General features: G+C 62.6%; 25 protein-coding genes and 3 tRNA genes. 15 read left to right on the forward strand and 13 right to left on the reverse strand.

Features of this window, described 5'->3' with window-relative positions; genetic code table 11:
* The first annotated feature begins 49 nt into the window (after positions 1-49).
* Positions 50-412, forward strand: coding sequence for an MFS transporter (locus BM315_RS25285; RefSeq protein ID WP_342029869.1), 363 nt, complete (start codon positions 50-52; stop codon positions 410-412).
* Positions 413-641: 229 nt separating this feature from the next.
* Here BM315_RS25285 and BM315_RS25375 read toward each other — a convergent pair whose 3' ends face one another.
* Together BM315_RS25375 and BM315_RS03300 are read right to left on the reverse strand one after the other, a co-directional pair.
* A complete protein-coding gene (locus tag BM315_RS25375; RefSeq protein WP_425287762.1) occupies positions 642-866 on the reverse strand; it encodes an Arm DNA-binding domain-containing protein in 225 nt (74 codons plus the stop codon).
* Positions 867-882: 16 nt separating this feature from the next.
* A complete protein-coding gene (locus BM315_RS03300) occupies positions 883-1,092 on the reverse strand; it encodes a zinc ribbon domain-containing protein (protein WP_090497787.1) in 210 nt (69 codons plus the stop codon).
* Positions 1,093-1,344: 252 nt separating this feature from the next.
* Between BM315_RS03300 and BM315_RS03305 the strand changes: the two genes are divergently transcribed.
* From BM315_RS03305 to BM315_RS03325, 5 genes are all read left to right on the forward strand, one after another.
* Positions 1,345-1,421 (forward strand) — tRNA-Met (locus BM315_RS03305).
* Between the two features lie 125 nt (positions 1,422-1,546).
* Positions 1,547-1,623, forward strand: a tRNA-Met gene (locus BM315_RS03310).
* Positions 1,624-1,774: 151 nt separating this feature from the next.
* Positions 1,775-2,323 (forward strand): cytochrome b, encoded by a 549-nt coding sequence (locus tag BM315_RS03315; protein ID WP_090497789.1) that lies wholly within the window; start codon positions 1,775-1,777, stop codon positions 2,321-2,323.
* A 407-nt stretch (positions 2,324-2,730) separates the two neighbouring features.
* Positions 2,731-4,053, forward strand: coding sequence for a 30S ribosomal protein S12 methylthiotransferase RimO (gene rimO, locus BM315_RS03320; RefSeq protein ID WP_090497791.1), 1,323 nt, complete (start codon positions 2,731-2,733; stop codon positions 4,051-4,053).
* 82 nt (positions 4,054-4,135) lie between these two features.
* Positions 4,136-4,495, forward strand: a complete 360-nt coding sequence (locus BM315_RS03325) for a thiol-disulfide oxidoreductase DCC family protein (RefSeq protein WP_090497793.1) — start codon at positions 4,136-4,138, stop codon at positions 4,493-4,495.
* A gap of 11 nt (positions 4,496-4,506) precedes the next feature.
* Here BM315_RS03325 and BM315_RS03330 read toward each other — a convergent pair whose 3' ends face one another.
* From BM315_RS03330 to nirK, 4 genes are all read right to left on the reverse strand, one after another.
* Positions 4,507-6,738 carry a glycosyltransferase gene (locus BM315_RS03330; RefSeq protein WP_090497795.1) on the reverse strand — a complete coding sequence of 744 codons (2,232 nt, stop codon included), beginning with the start codon at positions 6,736-6,738 and terminating at the stop codon, positions 4,507-4,509.
* A 333-nt stretch (positions 6,739-7,071) separates the two neighbouring features.
* Positions 7,072-7,692 (reverse strand): SCO family protein, encoded by a 621-nt coding sequence (locus BM315_RS03335; RefSeq protein ID WP_090497797.1) that lies wholly within the window; start codon positions 7,690-7,692, stop codon positions 7,072-7,074.
* The gene (locus tag BM315_RS03340) at positions 7,689-8,498 is read right to left on the reverse strand and encodes a formylglycine-generating enzyme family protein (protein ID WP_212632927.1); all 810 of its coding nucleotides are present in this window, start codon (positions 8,496-8,498) and stop codon (positions 7,689-7,691) included. Before BM315_RS03340 ends, BM315_RS03335 begins: the two co-directional genes overlap by 4 nt.
* Positions 8,498-9,919, reverse strand: a complete 1,422-nt coding sequence (gene nirK / locus BM315_RS03345) for a copper-containing nitrite reductase (RefSeq protein WP_090497800.1) — start codon at positions 9,917-9,919, stop codon at positions 8,498-8,500. The genes BM315_RS03340 and nirK overlap by 1 nt, the downstream gene beginning before the upstream one ends.
* Positions 9,920-10,247: 328 nt before the next feature.
* Here nirK and BM315_RS03350 point away from each other — a divergent pair, with 328 nt between their 5' ends.
* The 6 genes from BM315_RS03350 to msrA all read left to right on the forward strand — a co-directional run bounded on the left by BM315_RS03350 (position 10,248) and on the right by msrA (position 14,455).
* Complete coding sequence (locus tag BM315_RS03350; protein ID WP_090497802.1) at positions 10,248-10,868, forward strand: hypothetical protein; 621 nt, start codon at positions 10,248-10,250, stop codon at positions 10,866-10,868.
* A gap of 196 nt (positions 10,869-11,064) precedes the next feature.
* On the forward strand, positions 11,065-11,427 hold the full coding sequence (locus BM315_RS03355) for a DUF2025 family protein (protein ID WP_090497804.1): 363 nt from the start codon (positions 11,065-11,067) through the stop codon (positions 11,425-11,427).
* 14 nt (positions 11,428-11,441) lie between these two features.
* On the forward strand, positions 11,442-11,846 hold the full coding sequence (locus tag BM315_RS03360) for a GNAT family N-acetyltransferase (protein WP_090497806.1): 405 nt from the start codon (positions 11,442-11,444) through the stop codon (positions 11,844-11,846).
* A 145-nt stretch (positions 11,847-11,991) separates the two neighbouring features.
* Positions 11,992-13,035 carry a GGDEF domain-containing protein gene (locus tag BM315_RS03365; RefSeq protein ID WP_090497808.1) on the forward strand — a complete coding sequence of 348 codons (1,044 nt, stop codon included), beginning with the start codon at positions 11,992-11,994 and terminating at the stop codon, positions 13,033-13,035.
* A gap of 236 nt (positions 13,036-13,271) precedes the next feature.
* Entirely contained in the window at positions 13,272-13,778 is a 507-nt protein-coding gene (gene msrB, locus BM315_RS03370) for a peptide-methionine (R)-S-oxide reductase MsrB (RefSeq protein ID WP_090497810.1), read from the forward strand.
* 2 nt (positions 13,779-13,780) lie between these two features.
* The gene (gene msrA, locus BM315_RS03375; RefSeq protein WP_090497812.1) at positions 13,781-14,455 is read left to right on the forward strand and encodes a peptide-methionine (S)-S-oxide reductase MsrA; all 675 of its coding nucleotides are present in this window, start codon (positions 13,781-13,783) and stop codon (positions 14,453-14,455) included.
* Between the two features lie 77 nt (positions 14,456-14,532).
* Here msrA and BM315_RS03380 read toward each other — a convergent pair.
* Positions 14,533-14,608 (reverse strand) — tRNA-Thr (locus BM315_RS03380).
* 133 nt (positions 14,609-14,741) lie between these two features.
* On the reverse strand, positions 14,742-15,584 hold the full coding sequence (locus BM315_RS03385) for a CvfB family protein (protein WP_090497814.1): 843 nt from the start codon (positions 15,582-15,584) through the stop codon (positions 14,742-14,744).
* A gap of 320 nt (positions 15,585-15,904) precedes the next feature.
* Between BM315_RS03385 and BM315_RS03390 the strand changes: the two genes are divergently transcribed.
* Positions 15,905-16,093 carry a hypothetical protein gene (locus BM315_RS03390; RefSeq protein WP_170862154.1) on the forward strand — a complete coding sequence of 63 codons (189 nt, stop codon included), beginning with the start codon at positions 15,905-15,907 and terminating at the stop codon, positions 16,091-16,093.
* A gap of 142 nt (positions 16,094-16,235) precedes the next feature.
* On the opposite strand, the gene BM315_RS03395 is transcribed toward BM315_RS03390, so the two are convergent.
* Together BM315_RS03395 and BM315_RS03400 are read right to left on the reverse strand one after the other, a co-directional pair.
* Complete coding sequence (locus BM315_RS03395) at positions 16,236-17,384, reverse strand: PQQ-dependent sugar dehydrogenase (RefSeq protein ID WP_090497816.1); 1,149 nt, start codon at positions 17,382-17,384, stop codon at positions 16,236-16,238.
* A gap of 97 nt (positions 17,385-17,481) precedes the next feature.
* On the reverse strand, positions 17,482-18,204 hold the full coding sequence (locus tag BM315_RS03400; protein WP_090497818.1) for a substrate-binding periplasmic protein: 723 nt from the start codon (positions 18,202-18,204) through the stop codon (positions 17,482-17,484).
* Between the two features lie 348 nt (positions 18,205-18,552).
* Here BM315_RS03400 and BM315_RS03405 point away from each other — a divergent pair, with 348 nt between their 5' ends.
* Positions 18,553-19,533: a zinc-dependent alcohol dehydrogenase family protein gene (locus BM315_RS03405; protein WP_090497820.1), complete on the forward strand. Its 981-nt coding sequence runs from the start codon at positions 18,553-18,555 to the stop codon at positions 19,531-19,533.
* Positions 19,534-19,608: 75 nt separating this feature from the next.
* Here BM315_RS03405 and BM315_RS03410 read toward each other — a convergent pair whose 3' ends face one another.
* Positions 19,609-20,985 carry a DEAD/DEAH box helicase gene (locus BM315_RS03410; RefSeq protein WP_425287763.1) on the reverse strand — a complete coding sequence of 459 codons (1,377 nt, stop codon included), beginning with the start codon at positions 20,983-20,985 and terminating at the stop codon, positions 19,609-19,611.
* Positions 20,986-21,135: 150 nt separating this feature from the next.
* On the opposite strand from BM315_RS03410, the gene BM315_RS03415 reads away from it, so the two are divergent.
* Positions 21,136-21,552 (forward strand): anti-virulence regulator CigR family protein, encoded by a 417-nt coding sequence (locus BM315_RS03415; protein WP_090497824.1) that lies wholly within the window; start codon positions 21,136-21,138, stop codon positions 21,550-21,552.
* On the opposite strand, the gene BM315_RS03420 is transcribed toward BM315_RS03415, so the two are convergent.
* Positions 21,522-22,220 (reverse strand): cupin domain-containing protein, encoded by a 699-nt coding sequence (locus BM315_RS03420; protein ID WP_090497826.1) that lies wholly within the window; start codon positions 22,218-22,220, stop codon positions 21,522-21,524. The genes BM315_RS03415 and BM315_RS03420 overlap by 31 nt on opposite strands.
* An 11-nt stretch (positions 22,221-22,231) precedes the next feature.
* On the reverse strand, positions 22,232-23,122 hold the full coding sequence (gene rarD, locus BM315_RS03425; protein ID WP_090497828.1) for an EamA family transporter RarD: 891 nt from the start codon (positions 23,120-23,122) through the stop codon (positions 22,232-22,234).
* Positions 23,123-23,698: the final 576 nt, after the last annotated feature.

Genomic DNA, 23,698 nt, shown 5'->3' on the forward strand with positions numbered 1-23,698 from the left:
GCCGAAGCGACCGCAGCATGGGCGAACCGGCCACCTCGTCAGCAGGATTGTGGCTGGCCTGTTACCCAGGCCAGTTATCGACCAGTTGCACCAGCCGCCTGACCCCATCCATAAGGAACGAGTTGGCCGCTTCGTCGACCAGCGGGAGGATCTGGCCAACGCGCTGGCGCTGAATGCCATGCTGATCAATGCCGCGCGTTTTATCGGCCCGCCGCTGGCCGGCCTGCTGCTAGGGATGACCGGCGAGGCGACCTGTTTCGCCCTGAACGCCCTGTCCTACCTGGGTTTGCTGGCCGGCCTGCTGGCCGCGCAGGTCGGCGGCCCGGCAGCCTTGGTTGTCGCGGGGGTGATCTTGCTGGCTTATTGCCTCTGGCTGATTCGGCATCAGCACGGTCTCGCTGGCGCCGAATGACCATCTGCCAACCAAGTGTTGCGACCGATGCGCTTTTAACCCATGTGCCGGAATTTCATTGACCCTGTTTCGAACGCCGAACTCGTTGTTGCATTTCGCTTTTCAGACTGTGGGGCTGGGTCAGCATGGCCTCGGCACCCTGGTCAATAATGTGTCGGCGGCAACACCCTTCAGCTCCCGCAGATCCCAGCATCCAAGCCGACATGTTCCCAGCGCCTCCGGCGAATCTCTAGCGTCCGGAGAAAGAGCAACTGCAGCAACTCCAGGGCGATAGTATTCGTGCGAAAACCGCCCTAAACCTGGCGATACCGGCAACCAACATGGGCGGGTGCCGGTCCTGCTTTACCAAAGCCCGAGCACTATCCCGCTGCGCACGGGCATCAGCCAACCCCACCTCGGGATACCCGCCGATGGCGAAAACGCTCTCGACGTGGATGATCTTTCTGGTGCTCATATTCCCCTGTCGTCAACTACTGCGCCGCCGTCTCGGCCGCTGGGGCAGACTCGACTGTCTCGGGCTCGGGCTTGTCCATATAGGCCTGAATCACCAGGATCACGATCAGCATGAAGGCCGCCAGCGGCAGCAGCCTGGTCTTCTTCGGCACTTCGGCGCCACAGGCCGGGCAGCTCGTGGCCTGGCTCGGTAGCGGCGCACCGCAGGCTTTACATTCGAGTCCCATCATCATTCTCCAACCGAATATCCGCCGACTCTAGCCCAACAGCGGGTTGCCGGGCTACGCCAGCGAACACCGGCCGGCGCAGAACGCCACATGGCAGGCCAGCCCCGCCAGACACCCGGCTCGCCCACAAGCCCCGGCCAGCCTGGCCTGACGCCTGACCAAAGCCCCTGAACATCGCTAAGCACCTGAACCAACAACAGTTTTTCTCAAGAGAAGAGTTGACAGGCGCTTTTCTGGCGATAGAATTGGCGCCGCGGGATGGAGCAGTCTGGTAGCTCGTCGGGCTCATAACCCGAAGGTCGTAGGTTCAAATCCTGCTCCCGCAACCAGTTTTCCGAAAAGGCCACTCAATCGAGTGGCCTTTTTCGTTGGCGCGCCCGCCACGATCATTAACGCAATTGATTGAAAAACAGAAATCGATTGACAAGAACACACATTCGGATAGAATTGCCGGCGCGGGATGGAGCAGTCTGGTAGCTCGTCGGGCTCATAACCCGAAGGTCGTAGGTTCAAATCCTGCTCCCGCAACCAGATACTCAAAAAGGCCACTCAATCGAGTGGCCTTTTTGTTTTCCGCCATTCGGACTTCCAAGCTCGAACATCGCTCCCGCTCAGCAAAGCTTAAGCTTCACGTGCCTATGCTTGCGCTGTTCAAACCAAACAGCAGCGGAGCCGCATCACCATGTCCTGGAAAAATACCGACACGCGTTATGGCAGCCTATCGATCACCTTGCACTGGCTGATGCTGGCGCTGATCGCAGCCGTGTATGCCTGCATCGAACTCAAGGGAAACTTCCCCAAAGGCAGCGAAACCCGCGATTTGCTCAAACAATGGCACTTCATGCTCGGCATGGCGGTATTCGCGCTGGTCTGGCTGCGTCTGCTGGCTCGCTTCGCTGCCCCGACACCGAAGATCAAACCCGCCCTGCCCGCCTGGCAGAACTTGCCCGCGCGCTTGATGCACCTGGCGCTCTACGCCCTGATGATCGGCGCGCCACTGGCCGGATGGTTGATCCTCAGCGCGGCCGGCAAACCAATACCGTTCTTCGGCCTCGAGCTGCCGGCGCTGGTCGACAAGACCCCCAAGCTCGCCGGCACTATAAAGGAATGGCACGAATGGGCCGGGGTCGCCGGCTACTGGCTGATAGGCCTGCACGCCGTCGCCGGCCTGCTCCACCACTTCATAAGCCGCGACAATACCTTGCTGCGCATTTTGCCGCGCCGGGCTTGATCGCCAACAGACATAGCGGGTGAGCGGCCGGGCGCACCAGGTAAAAAGAACGCTAAATGCCCGCCGCCTTCACATAACACAAACACCGCCGCGGGCGCTGGGAGCAGAACGCAGCACGGTCCGCTCGGAGGCAGGGCGGGCCGGGCGGCGATCCGGTCGGAGCGTAGCGACAGCCCGCCAGATGTGTGCCGCACCGATGAACCACGGTGCACTGCCACAGCCTACGGGTCGCGGATTGATCGAGGTAATGGGTCGGAGCGAAGGGTGCCTGGAGGCGCTCGCAGGAGGCAAGAGTCTTTTCACAGCCTCTCAAGTGCTGGTCAAGCCGGCAATCCACCGCTAGAATTGCGCACTTTTTGATCAGAGGCGCCTTCAGCGCCCGTCCTTCAAAGCCTGAGGTTCGCCGCATGTCCACCCCCGCCACGCCGAAAGTCGGATTTGTTTCACTCGGGTGCCCGAAGGCCCTGGTCGATTCCGAACGCATCCTCACCCAGCTGCGCATGGAAGGTTACGACGTGGTGTCGACCTACCAGGACGCCGACGTGGTGGTGGTCAACACCTGCGGTTTCATCGACAGCGCCAAGGCCGAATCCCTCGAAGTGATCGGCGAGGCTCTGGCCGAGAACGGCAAGGTCATCGTCACCGGCTGTATGGGCGTGGAAGAAGGCGCAATCCGCGATGTGCACCCCAGCGTGCTCTCCGTGACCGGCCCGCAGCAGTACGAGCAGGTGCTCAACGCCGTACACGAAGTGGTGCCGCCCTCTACCGAGCACAACCCGCTGATCGACCTGGTGCCGCCGCAAGGCATCAAGCTGACCCCGCGGCATTATGCCTACCTGAAGATTTCCGAAGGCTGCAACCACAGCTGCAGCTTCTGCATCATCCCCTCGATGCGTGGCAAGCTGGTCAGCCGCCCGGTCGGCGAAGTGCTCAGCGAAGCCGAGCGCCTGGTCAAGGCCGGGGTCAAGGAGCTGCTGGTTATCAGCCAGGACACCAGCGCCTATGGCGTCGACCTGAAGTACAAGACCGACTTCTGGAACGGCCGGCCGGTGAAGACCCGCATGACCGAGCTGTGCGAAGCGCTCTCGAGCATGGGCGTGTGGGTGCGCCTGCACTACGTCTACCCCTACCCGCACGTCGACGAGCTGATCCCGCTGATGGCCGCTGGCAAGCTGCTGCCGTATCTGGACATTCCCTTCCAGCACGCCAGCCCGAAAGTGCTCAAGGCCATGAAGCGCCCGGCCTTCGAAGACAAGACCCTGGCGCGGATCAAGAACTGGCGCGAGATCTGCCCGGAACTGACCATCCGCTCGACCTTCATCGTCGGCTTCCCCGGCGAAACCGAGGAAGACTTCCAGTACCTGCTCGACTGGCTGAGCGAAGCCCAGCTCGACCGCGTCGGCTGCTTCCAGTACTCGCCGGTGGACGGCGCGCCGGCCAACCTGCTGGATGACCCGGTGCCGGACGAGATCAAGCAGGACCGCTGGGATCGCTTCATGGCCCATCAGCAGGCGATCAGCGCCGCGCGCCTGCAGCTGAAGGTCGGCAAGGAACTGGAAGTGCTGATCGACGAAGTCGACGACCAGGGCGCCGTGGCGCGCTGCTACGCCGACGCCCCGGAAATCGACGGCAGCGTGTTTATCGCCAGCACCGCGGTCAAACCCGGCGACAAGGTACGGGTACGCATCGTCGACGCCGACGAATACGACCTCTGGGCCGAACTGGTCTGAGAGCGCTTGTAGCGCCCCTCACCCGAGGGGCTCGCGCTACTGTTCTAAACTGCTAGTAACCCTCCGCAACCAGACCAGCCCCATGGCCAGACTCAAGGTCTATTACGACGGCGCCTGCCCACGCTGCGTGGCCGACCGGCGCCGTTATGAACGGCTGCGCACGCACAGCGACGACAGCGTGGAGTGGGTGGACATCAGCGGCAAGGAGGAGCAGTTGCGCGCGGCCGGCATCGACCCGTACCTGGCGCTGACCGAACTGCATGTCGAAGACGCCCAAGGCCGCATTCACCGCGAGCTGGACGCCTACATCCTGCTGATGTCGCGCACCCCGGCCCTGCGTACGCTGGCCTGGCTGCTCGGCCTGCCCGGCCTCAAACCCATGCTCTCCTGGTGCTACCGGCACTGGGTGCTGCGCCGCCTGCGCCGCGAAGGCCGGCTGTAGAGAACACGCCATCAACCCCAGCGACCGCCCTGCTGGGCACGCGAGGCGGCCAGGACCGTGCCGTAGATCTCCTTGACGCCCTCGGCGAATTTCTCGATGGAGTGCTCCGCCGCCACCAGCAGGGCGTGGCCGGACATTTCTTCGCGCAGCCGCTCATCCTCGAGCAACTGGCTCACCCGCGCGCACCACTGGCCAATGTTCTCCGGCGTCTTGAAACCGTTGTAAGCCTGTCTGACCACATCATCGATACCACTCGAGCGCACCGCCACCACGGGCAAGCCGGCCGCCATGGCTTCCAGAATGACCATGCCCTGGGTCTCCGATTTGGAGGCGAACAGAAACAGCTGGCCCAGCCGGTAGTAAATCGCCATGTCCTCTGGCGGCACGGCGCCGAGCAGCCTGAAATGGCCGGCGAGATTCAGCTCGTCGATACGCCTGAGCAGCCGCTCGCGCTGATGGCCGTCCCCGATCATCAGGACGAGGAAGGGCCGCGTGGTCTGCCCGCGCAGGCTGGCGATCGCGTCGATCAAAAAATCGATGTTCTTCTCATTGGACAGCCGCGACACACTGATCAGCACTTGCTCGTCGCCAATGCCCAGCGCCGCCCTGAGGCGGGCGACCTGCTCCGCTGTCACCTCCTGGAAGCGCCGGTAGTCGATGCCCGTGGGCTGCACGAAGACGGGTTTCTTCACGCCGATCAGGCGCAAATATTCTTCGGCGGAGTAAGTGGGCACGATCACCGCATCGCATTTGTTGGCGAAGCGCTTGATCAGCGCATGGGAGATCAGATTGCGGAAGAGCGTGCCGGGCAGCGGCACGAAGTGAGCGTAGTGCTCCAGCCGGGTGTGGTAGCTGAAAATCGCCGGCACGCGCAGCCGATGCGCCAGCAACAGGCCCAGCGAACCGAGCCAGAATGGGTGGTGCAGATGAATCAGGTCGGGGCGAAAGTCCCTGACAGCCTGACCGATACGCCGTAGAAAAATATTGGCCAGGCGGAACTCGCGCTTCTCGCCCAGGGCCAGGATCGACGGCACCCTGAGCACATGCTCCTCCACCCGCGGCTGCTCCCGATAACGCGGCGCGATGAGCAGCACAGCGTTGCCCATGGCTACCAGGCCCCGCCACAGCCGCTCGATCGAGATGGGAACGCCACCGATGAAAGGCAGGTAGTTGTTGGTGAACATCGCGACCCGCAGCGGCTTGTCCAGCCAGGGCGAGGGATCCAGATCGAAGTTCGGGTAATAGTCGCGTTCGGCGAAGGCCAGCGTATACAGCTTGATGGCGGCGACGGTCAGGCCGCAGACCAGCAGAATGAAGTTCAGGTAGCCGACGTAGAACAGCGAATAGATGAAGAACCACAGGCTCTCGAGCTGCTTGAAGACCGGGTGCTGCCCCACCTCGAGGCGTTGCAACTGGATGTCGATACCCTGCGCGGACACCGCCACCTGCACATAATGGTGGAAGCTGGCCGGATCATTCAGGAGCAGGCCGCCCGCCCCGCCGCTGGTGATAAAACGGGTAGGGCCGCGCCGCTGCTCGGAAAACAACGGCAGATTGGCGGCGAATACCGCATCGACCGGGTATTGCTCGAGCAGCCCCAGCAGCGCATCGCGGAACCCGGCGGGCTGCAGGTAATCCTCTTCATCGGTAAAACGGGCCGGTGCTTCGCCGTGCAGCAACGGCTTGCCGGTAAAGACGAAGGTATGCCGCGCATCGCCCTGACGCAGCAGATCCTTGAGCCAGAGAATCTGCCAGCGCCAGGGCGTTTTACCGGTACTGTCGAGAAAGATGAAGCGGCCTTGGCCGGCCCGGAAACTGAAGAAGTGCGGGCCGAAGTGCTCGTAGAAGCGATAGCTGCCGAACTCTTCGTATTCATGGGCGCCGAAGGTCAGCAGATAGGGCATCTGCAAATGGCTCAGAGTGCCGTGCAATGCCCGGTACTTGTCCTCTCCGCCCCCACTGACCGCATTGCCGGCCGAGATGATGAAGTCGACGCCGGAGGCATTGAGCATGGGAATGATGCGCCGTTCGAAGATGCCGACGGAGTTATTGATATTGCCCACCACCGCGAAGCTGAAGCTATGCCGATTCTCCAGCCGTGCCTGGAGGGTCTCGATCTGACTGCTGTGCTCGGCCTCGAAGTCGGACAGCACAACATTCAGATAGGCCTTGTAGCCCAGCAGCAGGCAGACAATCAGCACATTGCAATAGAAAAGAACCTTGAGCGGACGACGCACTGTCATTGAGGACTGATCCGGCTACGGGCCTGGACGCACTGCTACACCGCCAAGCGGATGACTCTGCCACGAGCGTGGACGACAACAGGCCGGCTCACCCCCACCCGCGAACAAGGCAACGGACTTCAGTAGCCCCGCATGCTCGAGCCGCCTTCGATGCGCTAAGCATAGACAGCCGTGGCGCATGGCATGCAACCAGGGAAGCGGCGAGGCGAACCGGCAAGCATCAGCGGTCGTGAAAAAATCGGGCGCCGTAGCGGCGTTTACGGCAAGGCACGCCACGTCAGCAACGTGGCGTCAGCAGGCGATCGCAGTAGGCCAGACTTTACTTGCAGCCTCTCACTGCAGAGCCTGACGAACCGCCACGAGCAAGTCCTGGTCCGCGACGGGCTTGAGCAAGGTGCTGCTGGCAATGACCTGACCATCGGCATTCAACAAGCTGACCCTGGTGTTGTGGCTGATTTCGCCATTGTCCAGCGCCCGGTACTTGATCTGCAACGCCGCCGCCATGGCTCGGGTTTGCCCCTCGTCGGCCGCCACCGCCAGGCGGAAGAAGCGCTGGTCGAGCTGGTGCATGTGCCCCAGATGCGCCAGCGAGGCCGGGGTGTCATGCTGCGGGTTCAGGCTGACCATCAGCACCTTGAGCGCACCCTCTTCGGGCTGGAGTGCGGCGATAGTGCGCTGCAGGCTCTGCATCAGCACCGGGCAGGCCGATGCGCAATCACCGTAGAACATGGTGACCAGCAACGGCTTGCCAGCCATTTCACGCCAATCGAAACGCTCGCCCTGAGCATCGGTGAGAGGCATCGCCAACCCATACAGCGAGTCGGCGGGCAAGCTGGCGCGCGCGGCATGCACAGGCGCCGCCTGCGCCACCGGCAACACCCCGGGGGCCAGCAGCAAGACCGTGGACAACAAGGCGCCGTGCAGCGCCCGACTCAGACATTTGACTCTGTTCATCGGGTGTCTCCTGATAAATGCGGGGTTGGGTCGCGCGCGCAGCGAAAGCCCAGATAGTTGCCGCCCTGATTGGCCTCCATGGCCGCCAGCAGGGCCAGGCGGATCAGTACCGCATAGTTGTTCTTGTCGCCCAGCGACAGCGCCGCGCCACCGCAGAACGCCAACTGTTTCTGCTCGCCCTGAGTCCGGCTGTCGGTGCTGACGAACAGGCCATTGAAGTCCTCCACCCACTCCCACGTCAGCTCGTGCAGATCATGGATGCCGTAGTAATTGGCCGGCTGCAGGCCTATGGCCTGGGGCGGCTGGCTGGCCGGACGCGAATACCAGGCGAGAATTCGCGCCAGCCAAATCGGATCCCCGCGCGCATCGGCACGCCGTTCGTCGGCCGCGGCGGCGAACTCCCATTCGTACCAGGTCGGCAACCGCGCCTGCTCGCTGGCGCAGAAGGCCTGCGCGGCATGCCAGCTGACCTGGGTCACCGGCGCGTCGGCCTGCAGCGGCGCGAACGCCAGCGGCCCGGCCCACAACGCCAGATAGTCCGTGCCAGCCAGCACCCCCGGCACCACGCCTCGCTGCCACTGTGGATGGGCCTGGAGAAAGCCGAGGTACTCGGCATTGCTCACCGGCGTGCTGCGCAGCCAGAAAGGCCGGATGCTGGCCGGCGAGCTTTCACCGTCGGCCGGCAACACACTGCGGAACTCACCCCCCTCCAGCAACCGGTAATCCGCGGCCCAGGCGCCGCCCAGCAGGCCCCAGAAGAGCCAGAGCAGCATGGTGCGGCAGGCGAATGACGCCGCAGGTTTCATTACTTCTTGACCTGGCGCATTTCACTGACCTGCTCCGCGGTCAGTACCGGCTTGCCCTGGTTCATGGCCACGTTGATGTAATTGATCACCGCTGCCACGTCTTTATCGTTCAGATCCTGCGGCGGCATCACGCCGTTGTAGTGCTCGCCGTTGACCACCAGCTTGCCGCTACGCCCGTGCAGGACGATATAGGCCATCTCATACGGCCGCTCCTGGAAGAAATCCGAGTTGGCCAGCGGCGGAAACACCCCGGCCACCCCTTCGCCACCAGGCAAGTGACAGGCCGCACAGACCCGCTCGTAAACCGCCTTACCACGCGCCATAGCGACATCGCCATTGGGTATCTTCGGCAGCGGCGCCTTGGCCGCGGCTACCTGACCGGCCACCGCAGGCAGGGGCTGCTTCACGCCTTCGCCGAAGATTTCCGGCTGCTTGGCACCGCTGACCGTCAGCAAACCGACGGCCCCCTTATTGAAGGCGCGGGTCAACGAGTGATCGACGAGGGTGAGATTGCCCGGCACCTTGGGCACGAACTCGACGATGGTCGAGCCACCTGGCGGCACCAGGGTGGTTTGCACATTCTCCTGATAATGGCTGCCACCATCGCCCTGCACGCGGTCGAAGATCGCGCCTATCACATGGAAACTGGAAGTCAGGTTGGGGCCACCGACGCCGAAGTACATCCGCACTTTTTCACCGACATTGGCGGTCAGCGAGTTCTTGCCGGTCAAGGCGCCATCGGCACCGTTAAGCAAGACATAGGTAGGTTTTTCATCGACTGCTTTCTGCATGTCGAAGTTCTGCAGGCCTTCGGCACGGTAAGCGCCCGTGGTATAGAAATCGCCCTGCATCACGTAATACTCACGGTCAACCTTGGACATGCCCTCTTTGGGCTCGACCAGGATCATGCCGTACATGCCATTGGCTACATGCATGCCCACCGGTGCCGTGGCGCAGTGATAGACATACAGCCCGGAAGCCAATGCCTTGAAGGTGAAGACCGCCTCGTTGCCCGGAGCGATCAGGGTCTGCTCGGCGCCGCCACCCGGACCGCTGACGGCATGCAAATCGATATTGTGCGGCAGTTTGTTGCTGGCCAGATTCTGCAGATGCAACTCGACGGTATCGCCTTCACGTACACGAATCATCTTGCCCGGCACAGTGCCGCCAAAGGTCCAGAACATGTAGCGCGTACCGGGTGCTATTTCCCTCTCGACCTCTTCCACGGTCAGATTGACCACTACTCGTGCCGGGCTCTTGCGCGTAATAGGCGCCGGCAGCGCCGGGGGCGCGACCAGCTCCTGAACGATCACCGGCAGCTCCGCCTCGGCCGCGGCGATTGCCGCTGTCGAGGTTAGCGCCCAGGCGCAAGAAGCCACTGCACTGAGCAGGGTGGCAAGTTTGCAATTGAACCCTTTCATATCCTCTCCTCATCCTTACTGGCAGAAGTATTGGTAACTCCAGGGAAATAGTTGCATACCTAACGAATCATTGATTGACCATAATCAACGTCCTGAAAATCAGCTGAAATACTGAGAGATTGCGCACGAAGAGGGTGATTCAACCAGGCGACCGACAAGGGCATGCCAAGCACGCGACTTCGACCGGGCTGGCCTATAATGCGCGCCATCGGACGAACACCAGGCATCGATCACACCCGGGATTGGTCGAAGCGAGTAGAATGCGCGCCCGTCGCGCCGGGAGCGCGTTATGGGTACACAAGGACGCTGTCACCGAGGAGTTATTATCTTGCGCCTACCAATCACCCTGGCCACCTGTCTGTTGCTCGGCGCCTGCGCCAGTAACCCGCAGTCGACCTATGAACACGCCGTGCGCTCGGCGCAGGGCCCGATCGCCAAGAGCAATCTCGAAGCCATCCATAATGTCCAGGCGATCCCCCTGCCGGTGAATCCCGGACTGCTGCTGCCGACCTGGCAGATTGGCGCGGACCAGCCGCGCCTGGACTTCGGCAGCTCGATCTCCAATTACCGGGTGTTCTCCCTGGAGCTGAAAAAGGGCGAACGCTATGCGCTCAACGTCAACTCGCTCTGCCACAACGCCTGCCTGGGTTTCAACAAGTTCGCCCTGAAACCGCGAGCACTGCTGCTCGACGCCTACGGCGCGGTGATCGCCAGCCAACCCTCGCGCGCCACCGCCGTGGTCGGCCAGGTCAGCCTGGGCTGGGATGGCGAGGCACCGGAAGACGGTACTTATTACCTGCTGGTGGCGGCGGACAATGAAGACATCGGCAAAACCATCGTGATCGACGACATCTGGCTCAACAACTCGCCATTGATGGCAGTAAAAGTCGGCATGCACAGCGCACCTTTCGGCCAGATCAAGGTCTTTTCGTCACCCGCGAACAAGTAACACAGAGCGACCGACCTGATACTCATGCCCCACCTGCCCGCTCGACGGCCGCAAAAGCCAACACACGCCTCGCCAACGCGGATGCGAGCCTAATCCGCCGGCCTATTGACCGAAGGCAATGCTCGCTGCGCACAACGCCTTAGCCTGTAGCGACCAACCCACACGGGTCCAAACAATCGTGACGCGCGAGGTTCACATGAGTATCACGTCCGCCAGCATCTGCGAGGCCGCCGACCAACTGCAGGGTTTCGTCGGTTTCAATGCCAGGACCGCCCAACATATCCTGCGCTTCAGCAAGGATTCGTTCGGCCTGGATGTGCCGCAGGACAGCATCACCCCGAGCTGCGAGTTCGTCTGGTGCGCCGGACCCGACCAACTGATGACCCTCAAGCGCGAGCGCCTGCAATTACTCCTCGACCTGCACATCGACGAGCGCCTGAATATCGGCGAGCCGCTGCGGCTGTACATGCACCGCCAGGATCTGCCGGAAATAACCGCCGAGCGCCTGCTGCGCCATGCTGGCGGGCAGACAAGCGCCGAATCCGCCACGCTTCGATAACCGCCTTGCCCCGCATGCCCGATCTGCACTGCAGCGCCCTTCCTGCCCCGTTGTTGCCGCTGGCGGATGAGTTCTACCGAACGCATCGCTGCCCCATGCGCGTCGACCGCCGGGCGCAGGTATGGGTCGCGCAACGCACAGAGATTGTCGCCGCGCTATGTCTGCGCCCCATCACAGGCGGGCATTGGCTTAGCGGCCTGTTCGTCGCGCCGACCCAACGCCGCCAAAGGCTGGCGCGCCAATTGATCGAGCAGGCCCTGACGCAGGCCAGCGAACCGGTCTGGTTGTTCTGTGATCCCGAACTGCAAAACTTCTATGCAAACCTGGGTTTTCTGCCCTGTAGCAGCCTACCCACGGCACTCGCCGAGCGGCTGTCACGCTATCGGCGCAAGAGAAACCTGATTGCCCTGTGCCGGTAGCAGGCACACTGGCCACAGCAACGGCAGACGGATGCCGCACTATTCGCCAGCTTGGCGCAAATGCTGGCACTTTGTTCAACTTCTGCCCTTGCCGGTTCAGGCAAAGCTCTGCATCCTTCCCCCATAACAACGACAAGAGCCGTTCATGGCCAGACTGACCCAGCGACTGCTCAAGCGGCTGCGCAACGACTTCCAGCTGTCCATCATTACCCTGATGAGCCTGTTCGGCATCATGGGCGTCTCGCCCTATGCCGTGTATCGGCTGGCGGAAGGCAATTACCTGGTCAGCGCCGCCGACACCACCATCGTATTCTCTACCGTATGCGCCGTGCTCTACGCCTGGCGTACCGGCGACACGGTCAAGCCCGGCATCTATCTGGCGATCATTTTCTCGCTGGGCGCGACGCTGATCGCCATCAACCTGGGGGTCAACGGGCTGTTCTGGATCTACCCGCTGATCCTGTTCAACTTCTTCATGGTCTCCCCGGGGAAAGCCGTGGTGGCCACCATGCTGGTGCTGTCAACCCTGGTCGGCTATGCGCTGTTGGTACCGGGCACGGTATTCGAGAGCAGCTATCAGATGCTGTCGTTCCTGGTCACCGGCCTGCTGGCCAGCGCCATGGCCTTCATCTTCGCCTACCGCACCCGCAGCCAGCGCGACCAGTTGCAGATCCTGGCGACCCAGGACCCACTGACCGGCGCGCGCAATCGCCGGGCGATGAATGAGGAACTGAAGATCGCCGTCTCCACCCATCGCCGGCACGGCAACAGCTATGGCGTACTGGTAATGGATCTGGACCACTTCAAGCAGATCAACGACAAGTTCGGCCACCCGGCTGGCGATCAGGTGCTGGTGGCCTTCGTCGATCTGATCAAGTGCTGCTCACGCCAGGAGGATCGCCTGTTTCGCTTCGGCGGCGAAGAGTTCCTCCTGCTGCTACCCAACACCGACGAGCGCGGCCTGCTGGCCGCCTCGAGCCATCTGCACCAGCAGATCGCCCAGAGCCTGCCAGGCCCGGGCGGCCCGGTGACCGTCTCGATCGGCGGCGCCATCCTGCGCAACAACGAACATTGGGAATCCTGGCTGGAGCGCGCCGACCAATGCCTGTATCAGGCCAAAAGCGCCGGACGCAACCGCACCATCATCGATGGCGCACTGCACAACCCGGAGCAACTGCCCGCACAATAGTGTCGCGACAACCCTGAAATATCGGAATACCGTGGGCTGGCGGGTTACGCGCCGATCGCTCAGGCGCCGCCAGCGTGACGCGCCGCGTAACCCGCCAAGCGATCCGTTGCGCCGATTCCAGGTTGTAGATGCGTAGCGCGGTGACGCCGCCAACCGTGCGCAAAAGGTCGGCCAACGGCTGTAACAAGTCCGCCATCAGCCAGTCTATTGAGCACATCAGCCTGCAGAGAACCGCCATGAAACGTCGAACGCTCCTCCAGGGCATGGCCTTGCTGCCCACCCTGCCCCTACTCGCCAGCCAGGCACCGCTCAGCCAGGCCGCGACCGTCGTGCCGCTGGACAAAGCGCACAGCGAGTGGCGCGAACTGCTGTCGCCAGAAGCCTATGCGGTGCTATTCGAAGAGGACACCGAGCGGCCGGGCAGCAGCCCGCTCAACCAGGAGAAACGCGCAGGCACCTACATCTGCGCCGCCTGCTACCTGCCGCTGTTCGACAGCCAGGACAAATACGAAAGCGGCACCGGCTGGCCCAGTTTTACCCAGGCGATAGCCGGCCATACCGCCTTCAAGCGCGACTTCAAGCTGATCTTCCCGCGTACCGAATACCACTGCGCCCGTTGCCAGGGGCACCAGGGCCACCTGTTCGACGACGGCCCGCCACCTCGCGGCGAACGCTGGTGCAACAACGGCGTCGCGTTGCGCTTCATCCCCCAGGGCGAAACCTTGCCCGCACTCAGGAGTTGAACATGACCGCTAAAGCCCGATTCTGGCTCACGCGCGGCTCGCTCAGCGCTGCCGCCCTGCTGCTGAGCATACTGCTCGGCGCCTGCGGGCCCACTTCGGCCGACACCGCATCGGCCACTGCCGATGCAGCGAACACGGATGCCGAACGGGACAGCGGCGTGGCGATCTTCGCCGGCGGTTGCTTCTGGTGCACCGAAGCGGATTTCGACAAGCTGCCCGGCGTACTGTCCACCACCTCCGGCTACATCGGCGGGCACCTGGAAAACCCCAGCTATGAACAAGTCTCGGCGGGCAACAGCGGTCATATCGAGGCGGTGCAGGTGCGTTTCGATCCGAGCCAGACCAGCTACGCCAAGTTGCTGGAGGCTTACTGGCCGACCATCGACCCCCTGACGCCGAACGCCCAGTTCTGCGACCACGGCCCGCAATACCGCAGTGCGATCTTCTACAGCACAGCCGAGGAACAGGCCCAGGCCGAAGCCTCGAAAGCGGCCCTGCAAGCCTCGGGACGCTTCAACCAGTCGATCGTCACGGAGATCCTGCCCGCCACCACTTTTTATCCAGCCGAGGACTATCACCAGGACTATTACCAGAACAACCCGCTGCGCTACGCCTACTACCGCAATGGCTGCGGCCGCGACAAGCGCCTGGAACAGCTATGGGGTAAACACGACTGACGGCGCTGCCATCATCGCCGCTCGCCCGCCCGGCCCAAGACGAAAAAGGCCTGCATCGCTGCAGGCCTTGAATGCGGTGGTGCCGTTGAGAGGAATCGAACCCCCGACCCCATCATTACGAATGACGTGCTCTACCAACTGAGCTACAACGGCAAAATGCCTGGGCATTATTCAATGGAGTCTGCGGGCGCTCAAGCGAGTTTTGTAAAAAACCGGCGCTGAGACACGCCCAGCGCGCCCTCTGCCAAGGCAGCAGCCGGCAGCCGTAGCTGCCGGGGGAACACCGCTACTTGCCGGCCAGCTCGATGCGGTCGTCGTGAATCACGATACGCCCCTGCTTGTACAAGCCGCCGATGGCCTTCTTGAAGTTGCCTTTGCTAACGCGAAACAGGGCGCTGATGGCTTCCGGCGAACTCTTGTCATTGAGCGGCAGCACGCCATCGTGCTCGCGCAGCTTGGCCAGGATCTGCTCGCCCAGGCTGCTCGCCGCTTCCTGGCCAACCGCCTGCAGGCTCAGGCTGATCTTGCCGTCGGCGCGCACTTCCTTGATGAAACCCTTTTCCTGCATGCCGCTGCGCAGGAACTTGAACAGTTCGTTCTTGTGAATCAGGCCCCAGTGCTTGCCGTTGATGATCGCCTTGAAACCCATATCGGTGGACTCGACCACCAGCAAATCGACTTCCTGGCCGACCGTGTAGGTGGGCGGCACGCTGTCCAGGTAACGATCCAGGCGCGCGGTGGCGGTGATGCGTTTGCTGCGCTTGTCGACAAACACGTAGACCACACAGTAGTCACCGACTTGCAGCGGTCGCTTCTCTTCCGAATGGGGCAGCAGCAGATCTTTCGGCAATCCCCAGTCGAGGAATAAACCGACGCGGTTGATATCCACCACTTTCAGACTGGCAAATTGGCCGACCTGCACTTTCGGGGTTTCCGTGGTGGCAATTAACTTGTCATCGCTGTCCAGGTAAATAAATACATTCAACCAGTCGTCCACCTCACTCGGCGTGTCTTTGGGGATATAACGCCTGGGCAGGAGTATTTCGCCATCCGCGCCGCCATCCAGATACAGGCCAAAGTCGGTGTGTTTCACGACCTGCAAACTATTCATTCGTCCGATTACAGCCATGGTGCCCTACCCTCGTTGCGAGCGGGACATTCTACCTGAGTTGCGGCCCGCTTTCCTGGCGCCGAGCCCCATACTCGCCGGATCTCGCCGGGACGCCCGAGCCGACCAGTGGAAAGCGCCCCCTCACCGAAGACCGCCGGGCAGTTAATTTCCCGAATAGAAGTTTGATAAAACAATGGCTTAGTCATTCTCACGAACATTATTCAGCCATTCGGAAAGTCCCTGACATAGTCGCATCTTGAGTTGCCAGCGTTATTTATCAAGCAATTGTCAAGTCGTTCGTGTACAATCAGCGGCCAAATTAATTTTTAAATAGGTTAATGGCCGCCATGCGCGTTAAAGCATCAAACAGCAAACCCAAGCCAGCTCCAGCCGTCGAAACCAGCGCCTCGATCGATGCGCAGATTGCCGCCTTCCTGAACTCCGGCGGTGAAATCCAGCAGATCGCCAAAGGCGTCAGTGGCCAGGTCTACGGCGCTTCCAAGCAGATCACCATCGGCAAGAAATAGCCGAACCTCACCTTAGCCCCGCAGCGCTTTGCCCCAGACAAGGCGCTGGGCTACCGCCCTCCTCCGCGGAATCAGCATCAAGCCCTTATCTGCAGCCTGACCCGCAAAGTCCAAGGCCGGCCCACACCTGCGCAGCCCGAGCTCATTTCGGCTGCAAATCCAGCCGTAACAATTGGCCATTACCCTCATCGGTCAACACGTACAGGTAGCCATCCGGCCCCTGGCGCACATCGCGGATACGCGCATCGAGCTGTTCCAGCAGACGCTCCTCGTGCACCACCTGGTCGCCGCGCAACTCCAGGCGAATCAGTGCCTGCCCGGCCAGTGCACCGACGAACAGGTTGCCCTGCCAGGCGGTCAAACGCTCGCCATCATAGAAGGCCATGCCGCTGATTGCCGGCGACTTTTCCCACACATAGTGCGGCGCTTCGGTGCCCTCGACCGCTTTGCCCTGGGCTTCCGGAATCGGCAGGAACGAATAGTTGACCCCATGGGTGGCGAGCGGCCAGCCATAGTTCTTGCCGGCCCGGGGGATGTTGATCTCATCGCCGCCGCGCGGGCCATGCTCGTGGGTCCACAACTGCCCGGTCCAGGGATTGAGTGCGGCCCCTTGCTGGTTGCGATGACCGTAAGACCAGATTTCCGGGCGCACGCCTGGCTGGCCGACAAAGGGGTTGTCGCGCGGCACTTTGCCGTCCGGGTGCAGGCGCACCACCTTGCCCTGCAGCTTGTCGAGGTCCTGCGCGGTCGAGCGCTGGTTGTTTTCGCCCAGGGCGATGAACAGATAACCATCGCGATCGAACACCAGGCGCGAGCCGAAATGTACGCCACTGGACAGCTTCGGCAACTGCCGGAAGATCACCTCGAAACCTTCCAGCCGGCGCTTATCCGCCGACAGCTTGCCGCGCCCGACCGTGGTCCCGGCGTACTGGCCATCACCGGCCTCGGCATAGGACAGGTAGACCCAGCGGTTCGAGGCAAACTCGGGCGACAGGGCCACATCGAGTAACCCGCCCTGGCTTCTGGCATAGACCGCCGGTACGCCCTCGATCGGCTCGGACAGTTCGCCTTGCAGGCTGACCAGGCGTAAACGCCCGGGCCGCTCGGTGACCAGCACGCCTTGCTGATCGGGCAGAAAGGTCAGGCTCCAGGGATGTTCCAACCCTGCAACCAGCTGACTGACCTTCAGAGTGCCGTGCTCGCTGGGGTATTCGCGGGGCTGTGCGCTGGTCGGCGGCATCAGCAGTACACTGGTCAACCCCAGAGTCGCCAGTATGGGTGTGTACGACATGCTTCCCTCCTTCACGGCGGCTAGAGCCTGATGTTCGAATCATGCACCAGCGCAGCCCGGCTCGCAGCCCAGGGCTGCATTAGCACAGATGTCGAGTTCAATACATCGCATAACGTCGCTCGATGGCGCGGTACTCGCCACTCGCGCGAATGGCCGCAAGGCCCCGATTGAAGCGATCGCGCTGGGCCTCTCGGCGAAAGCCGACCTGATAGGGCGTTGGGGCGAAGATAGGATATTCGGCCAGTGGCTGACTGACATCGACCTGATCGAGCACCTCACGATTGAGATAGCGCAGGATCCGCATGTCCGCCACCACCACTTCGATCCGCCCGCTGTAGAGCAGGCGATTGCGCGCGATCTGCTGCGCCTCTTCGCGATAGCGCGGGTTGTTCTGCGCCATCCGCTGAAACTCGCTACCGAGCAAAAAACGTGCACGTTGAAATGCGCTGACCGAGTAACTGCCCAGATCGGCAATCCGCTCGATCTTGTAGTTGCGCGCGCGCAATGCCACGGCAACATTCTGGTAGTAGATATGCGGCTCGGAATAGAAGACCTCGATGCCGCTCTGCTCGTTGGTGGTGGCAATGGCGTCGATCTCGCCACGGCGCAGCAGCCAGTGCAGGCGCTCCATCGGCATGTGCAAGACGTGCAGGACAAAGCCGGCACGCTCTGCGGCCGCCACCACGATTTCGTACTCCAGCCCCCGCGCTTCACCTTGAAACACATAAGGCGGCTTGTGCGTCCCCATGCCCAGGCGCAACGGTTCAGCCGCAACTGCGCAACCGCACCAGAGCAGCACCATCCCCCACATCCACTGCATGCCAGTCTCCCTTGGTTGCTGTCGTGCAGCATAAACGGCTATGCATGGTGAGCGCACCGCCAGGTTGCGCCCCAATGTGTGCGGGGGGCGGATACACCAGACGCACGATAGTTTCGGGTTGCAAGCCAGCCCCCGTCAGTAGGCCGCTGGGCGTGCCGAACACGCCCCCCTTGCCCAAGGCCAGTCGTTGCAGAGATCCGATCCAGAAAGGACAGCCAAGGTTTCACGGACTCTGGTGCAGCAAGCCGAGCGCAATCACTGATATCGATTGAACGGGATTAGTCGCGGCATAGCCACCCTGGGTTAGGCTCAACCCTCTGAGTAAGTCGCCACTTCTGGAGAACCCCCATGCTCAAAGCCCAATACCAAACCCGCGGCCCGGTTCCGCAAGATGTGATCGAAGCGGTCGAACTGCAGCTACCCGCACCTGCCGCGGGCCAGGTGCGGATCAAGGTGGCGGCCGCGCCGATCAACCCCTCCGACGTGCTCACCCTGACCGGCGAATACGGCATGCTGCCGCCGCTGCCGGCGATTGGCGGCAACGAAGGCGTCGGCCGTGTCGAGGCGCTGGGGCCCGAGGTGAACAACCTCAAGGTCGGCCAGCTGGTGCTGCTGCCGGTCGGCTGCGGCACCTGGGTCAGCCACCTCAATGCCCCGGCGAACAAGCTGATCCCACTGCCGGAAGCCGATCCGCTGCAACTGGCGATGCTGACCGTCAACCCGCCGACCGCCTCGCTGATGCTCAGCGAGTTCGTCGACCTCCAGCCCGGCGACTGGGTGATCCAGAACGCCGCCAACTCGGGGGTCGGCAGCTACCTGATCCAGCTGGCCAAGCTGCGCGGCTTCAAGACCCTCAACGTGGTCCGCCGCGACTCGGCAGTGGCGGGCGTGCAGGCCGAAGGCGGCGACCTGGTGCTGGTGGATGGGCCGGACCTGGCCAAGCGCGTACGTGCGGCCACCGGCGGCGAAGCCGTGCGCCTGGGCATCGATGCGGTGGGCGGCGCCGCCACCGACCATCTGGCCGCGAGCCTCAGCGAGGGCGGCGTGCTGGTCAACTACGGCATGATGAGCCGCCAGCCCTGCCAGGTGTCACCGGCGTCCTTCGTGTTTCGCGACGTGAGCCTGCGCGGCTTCTGGCTGGCCAAATGGTTCCAGAAAGCCACCCCGGCCGAGCAGATGAAGGTGTTCGGCGAGCTGACCCAACTGATCGCCAGCGGCAAGCTGCACAGCCGCGTGGCGGCCACCTACGATGTCAGCCAGATCAAGGAGGCGGTGGCCGCGGCCGCCAGCGCCGAGCGCGACGGCAAGATATTGATAGTGCCGAAGTAGTGCCGTAGTCCGGATGCAATCCGGGGAGCGCTCGACACCTTCGGAATACCCCCGGATTGCATCCAGGCTACAGGCTTACTCAGCCGCCGGCTTGCGCCGCTTGAGCGGCGCCAAGCCGTCCTGGCTGACCAGTTCCGGCGCCGCGACCTTGGGTTTGTTGATGGTATTACGCTTGCTCGGCGCCTTGGCCGCCGGCTTCTTCGCGGCCAGCTTCTTGCCGGTCTTGGGGTCGAGCTTTTTCTTCTTCGGCCCGGCTGCCTTGCCAGACGCCTTGAGGTTCTTCGGCCCCTGGTAGATGCCTTTGAGATCCTTGATGTTGCGCCGCTCGAAACGCTGCTTGAGGTAGCGTTCGATGCTCGACATCAGTGCCCAGTCGTTATGGCAGATCAGCGAAATCGCCAGGCCTTCGGCACCGGCGCGGCCGGTACGGCCGATGCGGTGCACATACTCGTCACCCGAACGCGGCATGTCGAAGTTGATCACCAGATCCAGGCCGTCGACATCCAGGCCGCGCGCCGCCACATCGGTGGCGACCAGGATTTTCACCGCACCCTGCTTGAGGCGATCGATGGCCAGCTTGCGATCCTTCTGGTCCTTCTCGCCGTGCAGCACGAACACCTTGAAATCATGGGCCACCAACTTGCCATACAGGCGGTCGGCCTGCACCCGGGTATTGGTGAAGATGATCGCCTTCCCGTAGGTTTCGTTGGCCAACAGCCACTCGACCAGGCGTTCCTTGTGATGGTTGTGGTCGGCGGTGATGATCTGCTGGCGCGTGCCTTCGTTGAGCTGGCTGACGCGGTTGAGCTGCAGGTGCTGCGGCTCCTTGAGGACCTTGGCGACGATCTCGCGCAGGCCTGCACCGCCGCTGGTCGCGGAGAACAGCAGGGTCTGACGCTCGGCATTGCACAGCTCGCTCAGGCGCTGCACGTCTTCGGCAAAGCCCATGTCGAGCATGCGGTCGGCTTCGTCGAGCACCAGCACTTCCACTTCATCGAGCAACAGGTTGCCGGCGTTGGCGTGTTCGATCAGACGACCGGGCGTGCCGATCAGGATGTCGACCCGGCGCAGCATCGCCGCCTGCATCTTGAAATCCTCGCCACCGGTGATCAAACCGGCCTTGAGGAAGGTGAACTGGGCGAAGCGTTCGACTTCCTTGAGGGTTTGCTGGGCCAGCTCACGGGTCGGTAGCATGATCATCGCGCGCACACTCATGCGCGGCGAGGAAGCGCCATCGCCCAACAGGCGATTGAGCATCGGCAGGACGAAGGCCGCCGTCTTGCCGCTGCCGGTCTGCGCCGTGACCCGCAAATCCTGCCCTTGCAGCGCCAGCGGAATAGCCGCCAGCTGCACCGGGGTGGGCTCGGTAAAGTTCAGCGCAGCCACGGCTTTGAGCAGACGTTCATGCAGGGCGAATTGGGCAAACACGGGGCAACCTCGACGAAAAAGCAAAAATCAGCCGCATAGCGTAACGCTTTCCGGCGCTGCGGCCGAGTTTCTTTGTGCAGACCCGCACAGATCAGGCACCTCGGCACTTGAACGAAACCCCGACAGAGCGCTCAAATCAGGCAGCACAACCGCCCCCAGGCCCCGGAGAATTACATGCCCGACTCGTCTCGCACCCTGCTGCTCTGTAGCACCCTGGCCATCGTCCTGGCGACGCAAAGCGTCTTCGCCGCGCCGAAAACCGATAACCACGGCAAACCGGGCGCTGGCCATGACGGCAACGTCGGTGTCCAGCTCAGTGGCCCGAGCATCGATATCGGCCGCGTACGCATCGTCCTGGGTGACAACCGGCAACTGATCGGCCGGGTTAGCTCGCTACCACCCGGCATCGCCAAGAATCTGGCCCGCGGCAAACCACTGCCCCCCGGCATCGCCAAGAACTTCGACGGCAGGGTGGCCAGCCAACTGCCGCGCTATGACGGCTACGAATGGAAGCAGGCCGGCACCGACGTGATACTGGTGGCGATTGCCACGGGGATCGTCTACGAAGTGCTGAGAAACGTGCTGGACTGATCCGCTGTACCCACATCGAGTAGATGGCCGACCTTCACATAAATCAGGCAACCCTCACGGGAAAACGCCGTATGCGTCGATCCGTGCGGGTTGCGCAGCCAGGTACCGGCGGGATAATCGCCATACTCATCCTGAAATACCCCCTCCAGCACCAGAATTTCTTCCCCACCAAGATGCCGGTGGGCATGGAACTCGGTGCCTGGCGCCCAGCGCACCAATGCAGTGTGCACCGTGGCGAAACTATCCAGTGGCAATACCCTCAACCCCGGCACCAGGCCTGGCTGCCACTGCGCCTTGTGCGTATCGATGCGCAGCGCGTGCTGATCCTGCGGCTCCTGGTAGCACAGCTTGACGAATAATAGACAACCGCCAGGGCTGGACGGCGCATGGCTGCTGCCGGGCGGATTCTTCAGCCAGTAACCGGCAGGATAGGCGCCATGTTCATCGACGAAGACCCCGTCGAGCACCAGGATCTCCTCGCCTCCCGGATGCTCATGGCTACGGAACTGCGAACCCGGCGCATAACGCACGATCGAGGTGGCGCGCCCACTTTCCGCGGCAAAACGCTCCAGCGGACGCCGCTCGACGCCAGGCAAGGGCGAGCTCTGCCAGTCGATAGTGCGGGTATCGAGCACCACCCGCTCGCTCAGGTCAGCATTGATCTGCATATCGCCTCCTGTCAGATGCTCCGCTGCTTGATCAACAGCCGCGCGCTGTCCCAGCCGACCAGCAGCACCGCCAGCCAGATCGGCAGATAGGTCAGCCACTGCTGGGCATTGAAGCTTTCGCCGAGAAACAGCAGCGCCACCAGAAACAACAGCACCGGCTCGACATAACTGAGAATGCCGAACAGCCCCAGTGGCAACAGCCGGCTGGACGCCATCATAGCCGCAAAGGCCAGGGCGCCAAGCAGGCCCAGCCCCGGCAGCAGCCACCACAGCTGCGGCGCCTGGACGAACACCGCCACCGGGCCCCAGGCGACGATCAGCCACACCGCCAAGGGCGCCAGCACCAGCATTTCCAGGATAAACCCGGACAGGGCGTCCAGGCGCATCCAGCGGCGCAACATGAAGTACGGGGGATAACCCAGCGCGGTGACCAGGGTGACCCAGGAAAACGCCTGCAGCCGCCAGAGTTCATGCAGCACGCCAAGCAAGGCACAGAACACCGCCAACTGCTGCAACGGGCGCAGACGCTCGCCGTAGAACACCCGCCCGGCCAGCACCATAGCCAAGGGCAGCAGAAAATACCCCAATGACACATCCAGCATGCGCCCGGCCAGCGGCGCCCAGACGAACAAGGCCCACTGCACGCCAATCAATGCAGCCGAGAGCGGCAAGGCCGCCAACAATAACGGCTCATGGCGCAGACGGCCGATGGCCACGGCCAGCACCGTCCATTGCCGGGCCACGGCGACCAGCAGCAACACCGCAGGGATCGACCAGAGCACCCGCTGGGCGAACACCTGCACACCATCCAGCGGTGCCAGCTGTTGCACATAGCCGGGAATCAGGGCAAACAGCATCGAGGCGCCAATCGACAGCGACACACCACGCCCGGACAGCTTCATCGCATCTCCTTCGCCACGTTTAGCTGCCGGCTGCCGCCCCTGGTCAACGGCAGGGAACTCACAATCACCGTCCCACCCGGGCTCAACCGCCACAGATCGGCATCGCGGTTGCACAGCAACGGATTGACCAATAGCCCCGCCGGCACCAGCTCCACCAGTAAAGCCCAAACCCGGACGCCACCATACCGAGCCAGGCCAAGACCCACCACTGGCTGGCGCTGGTGGGTAAGCGAGCGGCGTTACCGAACAGCCAAAAGGCCGGCAGAGCGACGGCCCGCACGCCCTGGGAACAGGCAGGAGTAGCCGAGGCGCCGCTATTGCGGAAGGGACGAGGGGTGGCGGGCATGCAGAATGCTGAACCGCAGTATGCCGCGCATGAACGCTGGCGCCACGCCGTGCCAGCCGGTCAGCGGCAGACACACCAGGCCGGTGATCAGCCCCCACGTCAACACCGCAAAATAGCGGCCCACCTGGCCGGCCAGGGACTCACCGGACCAGACTGAAGCAGAAAAAAACCCGGCCAACCGCCAAAACGATCGACCGGGACATGCGCCCCAGGAGCAAAGGGACGCCAAG

The sequence above is a fragment of the Pseudomonas borbori genome (assembly GCF_900115555.1).
GTDB lineage: Bacteria > Pseudomonadota > Gammaproteobacteria > Pseudomonadales > Pseudomonadaceae > Aquipseudomonas > Aquipseudomonas borbori.

Excerpts from the sequence above, each read along its gene's own strand:
- rimO (WP_090497791.1), top strand. The coding sequence starts at position 2,731 with ATGTCCACCCCCGCCACGCCGAAAGTCGGATTTGTTTCACTCGGGTGC.
- BM315_RS03385 (WP_090497814.1), bottom strand. The coding sequence starts at position 15,584 with ATGGCTGTAATCGGACGAATGAATAGTTTGCAGGTCGTGAAACACACC.
- BM315_RS03365 (WP_090497808.1), top strand. The coding sequence starts at position 11,992 with ATGGCCAGACTGACCCAGCGACTGCTCAAGCGGCTGCGCAACGACTTC.
- BM315_RS03420 (WP_090497826.1), bottom strand. The coding sequence starts at position 22,220 with ATGCAGATCAATGCTGACCTGAGCGAGCGGGTGGTGCTCGATACCCGC.
- BM315_RS25375 (WP_425287762.1), bottom strand. The coding sequence starts at position 866 with ATGAGCACCAGAAAGATCATCCACGTCGAGAGCGTTTTCGCCATCGGC.
- BM315_RS03390 (WP_170862154.1), top strand. The coding sequence starts at position 15,905 with ATGGCCGCCATGCGCGTTAAAGCATCAAACAGCAAACCCAAGCCAGCT.
- BM315_RS03330 (WP_090497795.1), bottom strand. The coding sequence starts at position 6,738 with ATGACAGTGCGTCGTCCGCTCAAGGTTCTTTTCTATTGCAATGTGCTG.
- BM315_RS03325 (WP_090497793.1), top strand. The coding sequence starts at position 4,136 with ATGGCCAGACTCAAGGTCTATTACGACGGCGCCTGCCCACGCTGCGTG.
- BM315_RS03315 (WP_090497789.1), top strand. The coding sequence starts at position 1,775 with ATGTCCTGGAAAAATACCGACACGCGTTATGGCAGCCTATCGATCACC.
- nirK (WP_090497800.1), bottom strand. The coding sequence starts at position 9,919 with ATGAAAGGGTTCAATTGCAAACTTGCCACCCTGCTCAGTGCAGTGGCT.
- BM315_RS03395 (WP_090497816.1), bottom strand. The coding sequence starts at position 17,384 with ATGTCGTACACACCCATACTGGCGACTCTGGGGTTGACCAGTGTACTG.
- rarD (WP_090497828.1), bottom strand. The coding sequence starts at position 23,122 with ATGAAGCTGTCCGGGCGTGGTGTGTCGCTGTCGATTGGCGCCTCGATG.
- BM315_RS03415 (WP_090497824.1), top strand. The coding sequence starts at position 21,136 with ATGCCCGACTCGTCTCGCACCCTGCTGCTCTGTAGCACCCTGGCCATC.
- BM315_RS03300 (WP_090497787.1), bottom strand. The coding sequence starts at position 1,092 with ATGGGACTCGAATGTAAAGCCTGCGGTGCGCCGCTACCGAGCCAGGCC.
- BM315_RS03400 (WP_090497818.1), bottom strand. The coding sequence starts at position 18,204 with ATGCAGTGGATGTGGGGGATGGTGCTGCTCTGGTGCGGTTGCGCAGTT.
- BM315_RS03360 (WP_090497806.1), top strand. The coding sequence starts at position 11,442 with ATGCCCGATCTGCACTGCAGCGCCCTTCCTGCCCCGTTGTTGCCGCTG.
- BM315_RS03335 (WP_090497797.1), bottom strand. The coding sequence starts at position 7,692 with ATGAACAGAGTCAAATGTCTGAGTCGGGCGCTGCACGGCGCCTTGTTG.
- BM315_RS03355 (WP_090497804.1), top strand. The coding sequence starts at position 11,065 with ATGAGTATCACGTCCGCCAGCATCTGCGAGGCCGCCGACCAACTGCAG.
- msrA (WP_090497812.1), top strand. The coding sequence starts at position 13,781 with ATGACCGCTAAAGCCCGATTCTGGCTCACGCGCGGCTCGCTCAGCGCT.
- BM315_RS03405 (WP_090497820.1), top strand. The coding sequence starts at position 18,553 with ATGCTCAAAGCCCAATACCAAACCCGCGGCCCGGTTCCGCAAGATGTG.
- BM315_RS03340 (WP_212632927.1), bottom strand. The coding sequence starts at position 8,498 with ATGAAACCTGCGGCGTCATTCGCCTGCCGCACCATGCTGCTCTGGCTC.
- msrB (WP_090497810.1), top strand. The coding sequence starts at position 13,272 with ATGAAACGTCGAACGCTCCTCCAGGGCATGGCCTTGCTGCCCACCCTG.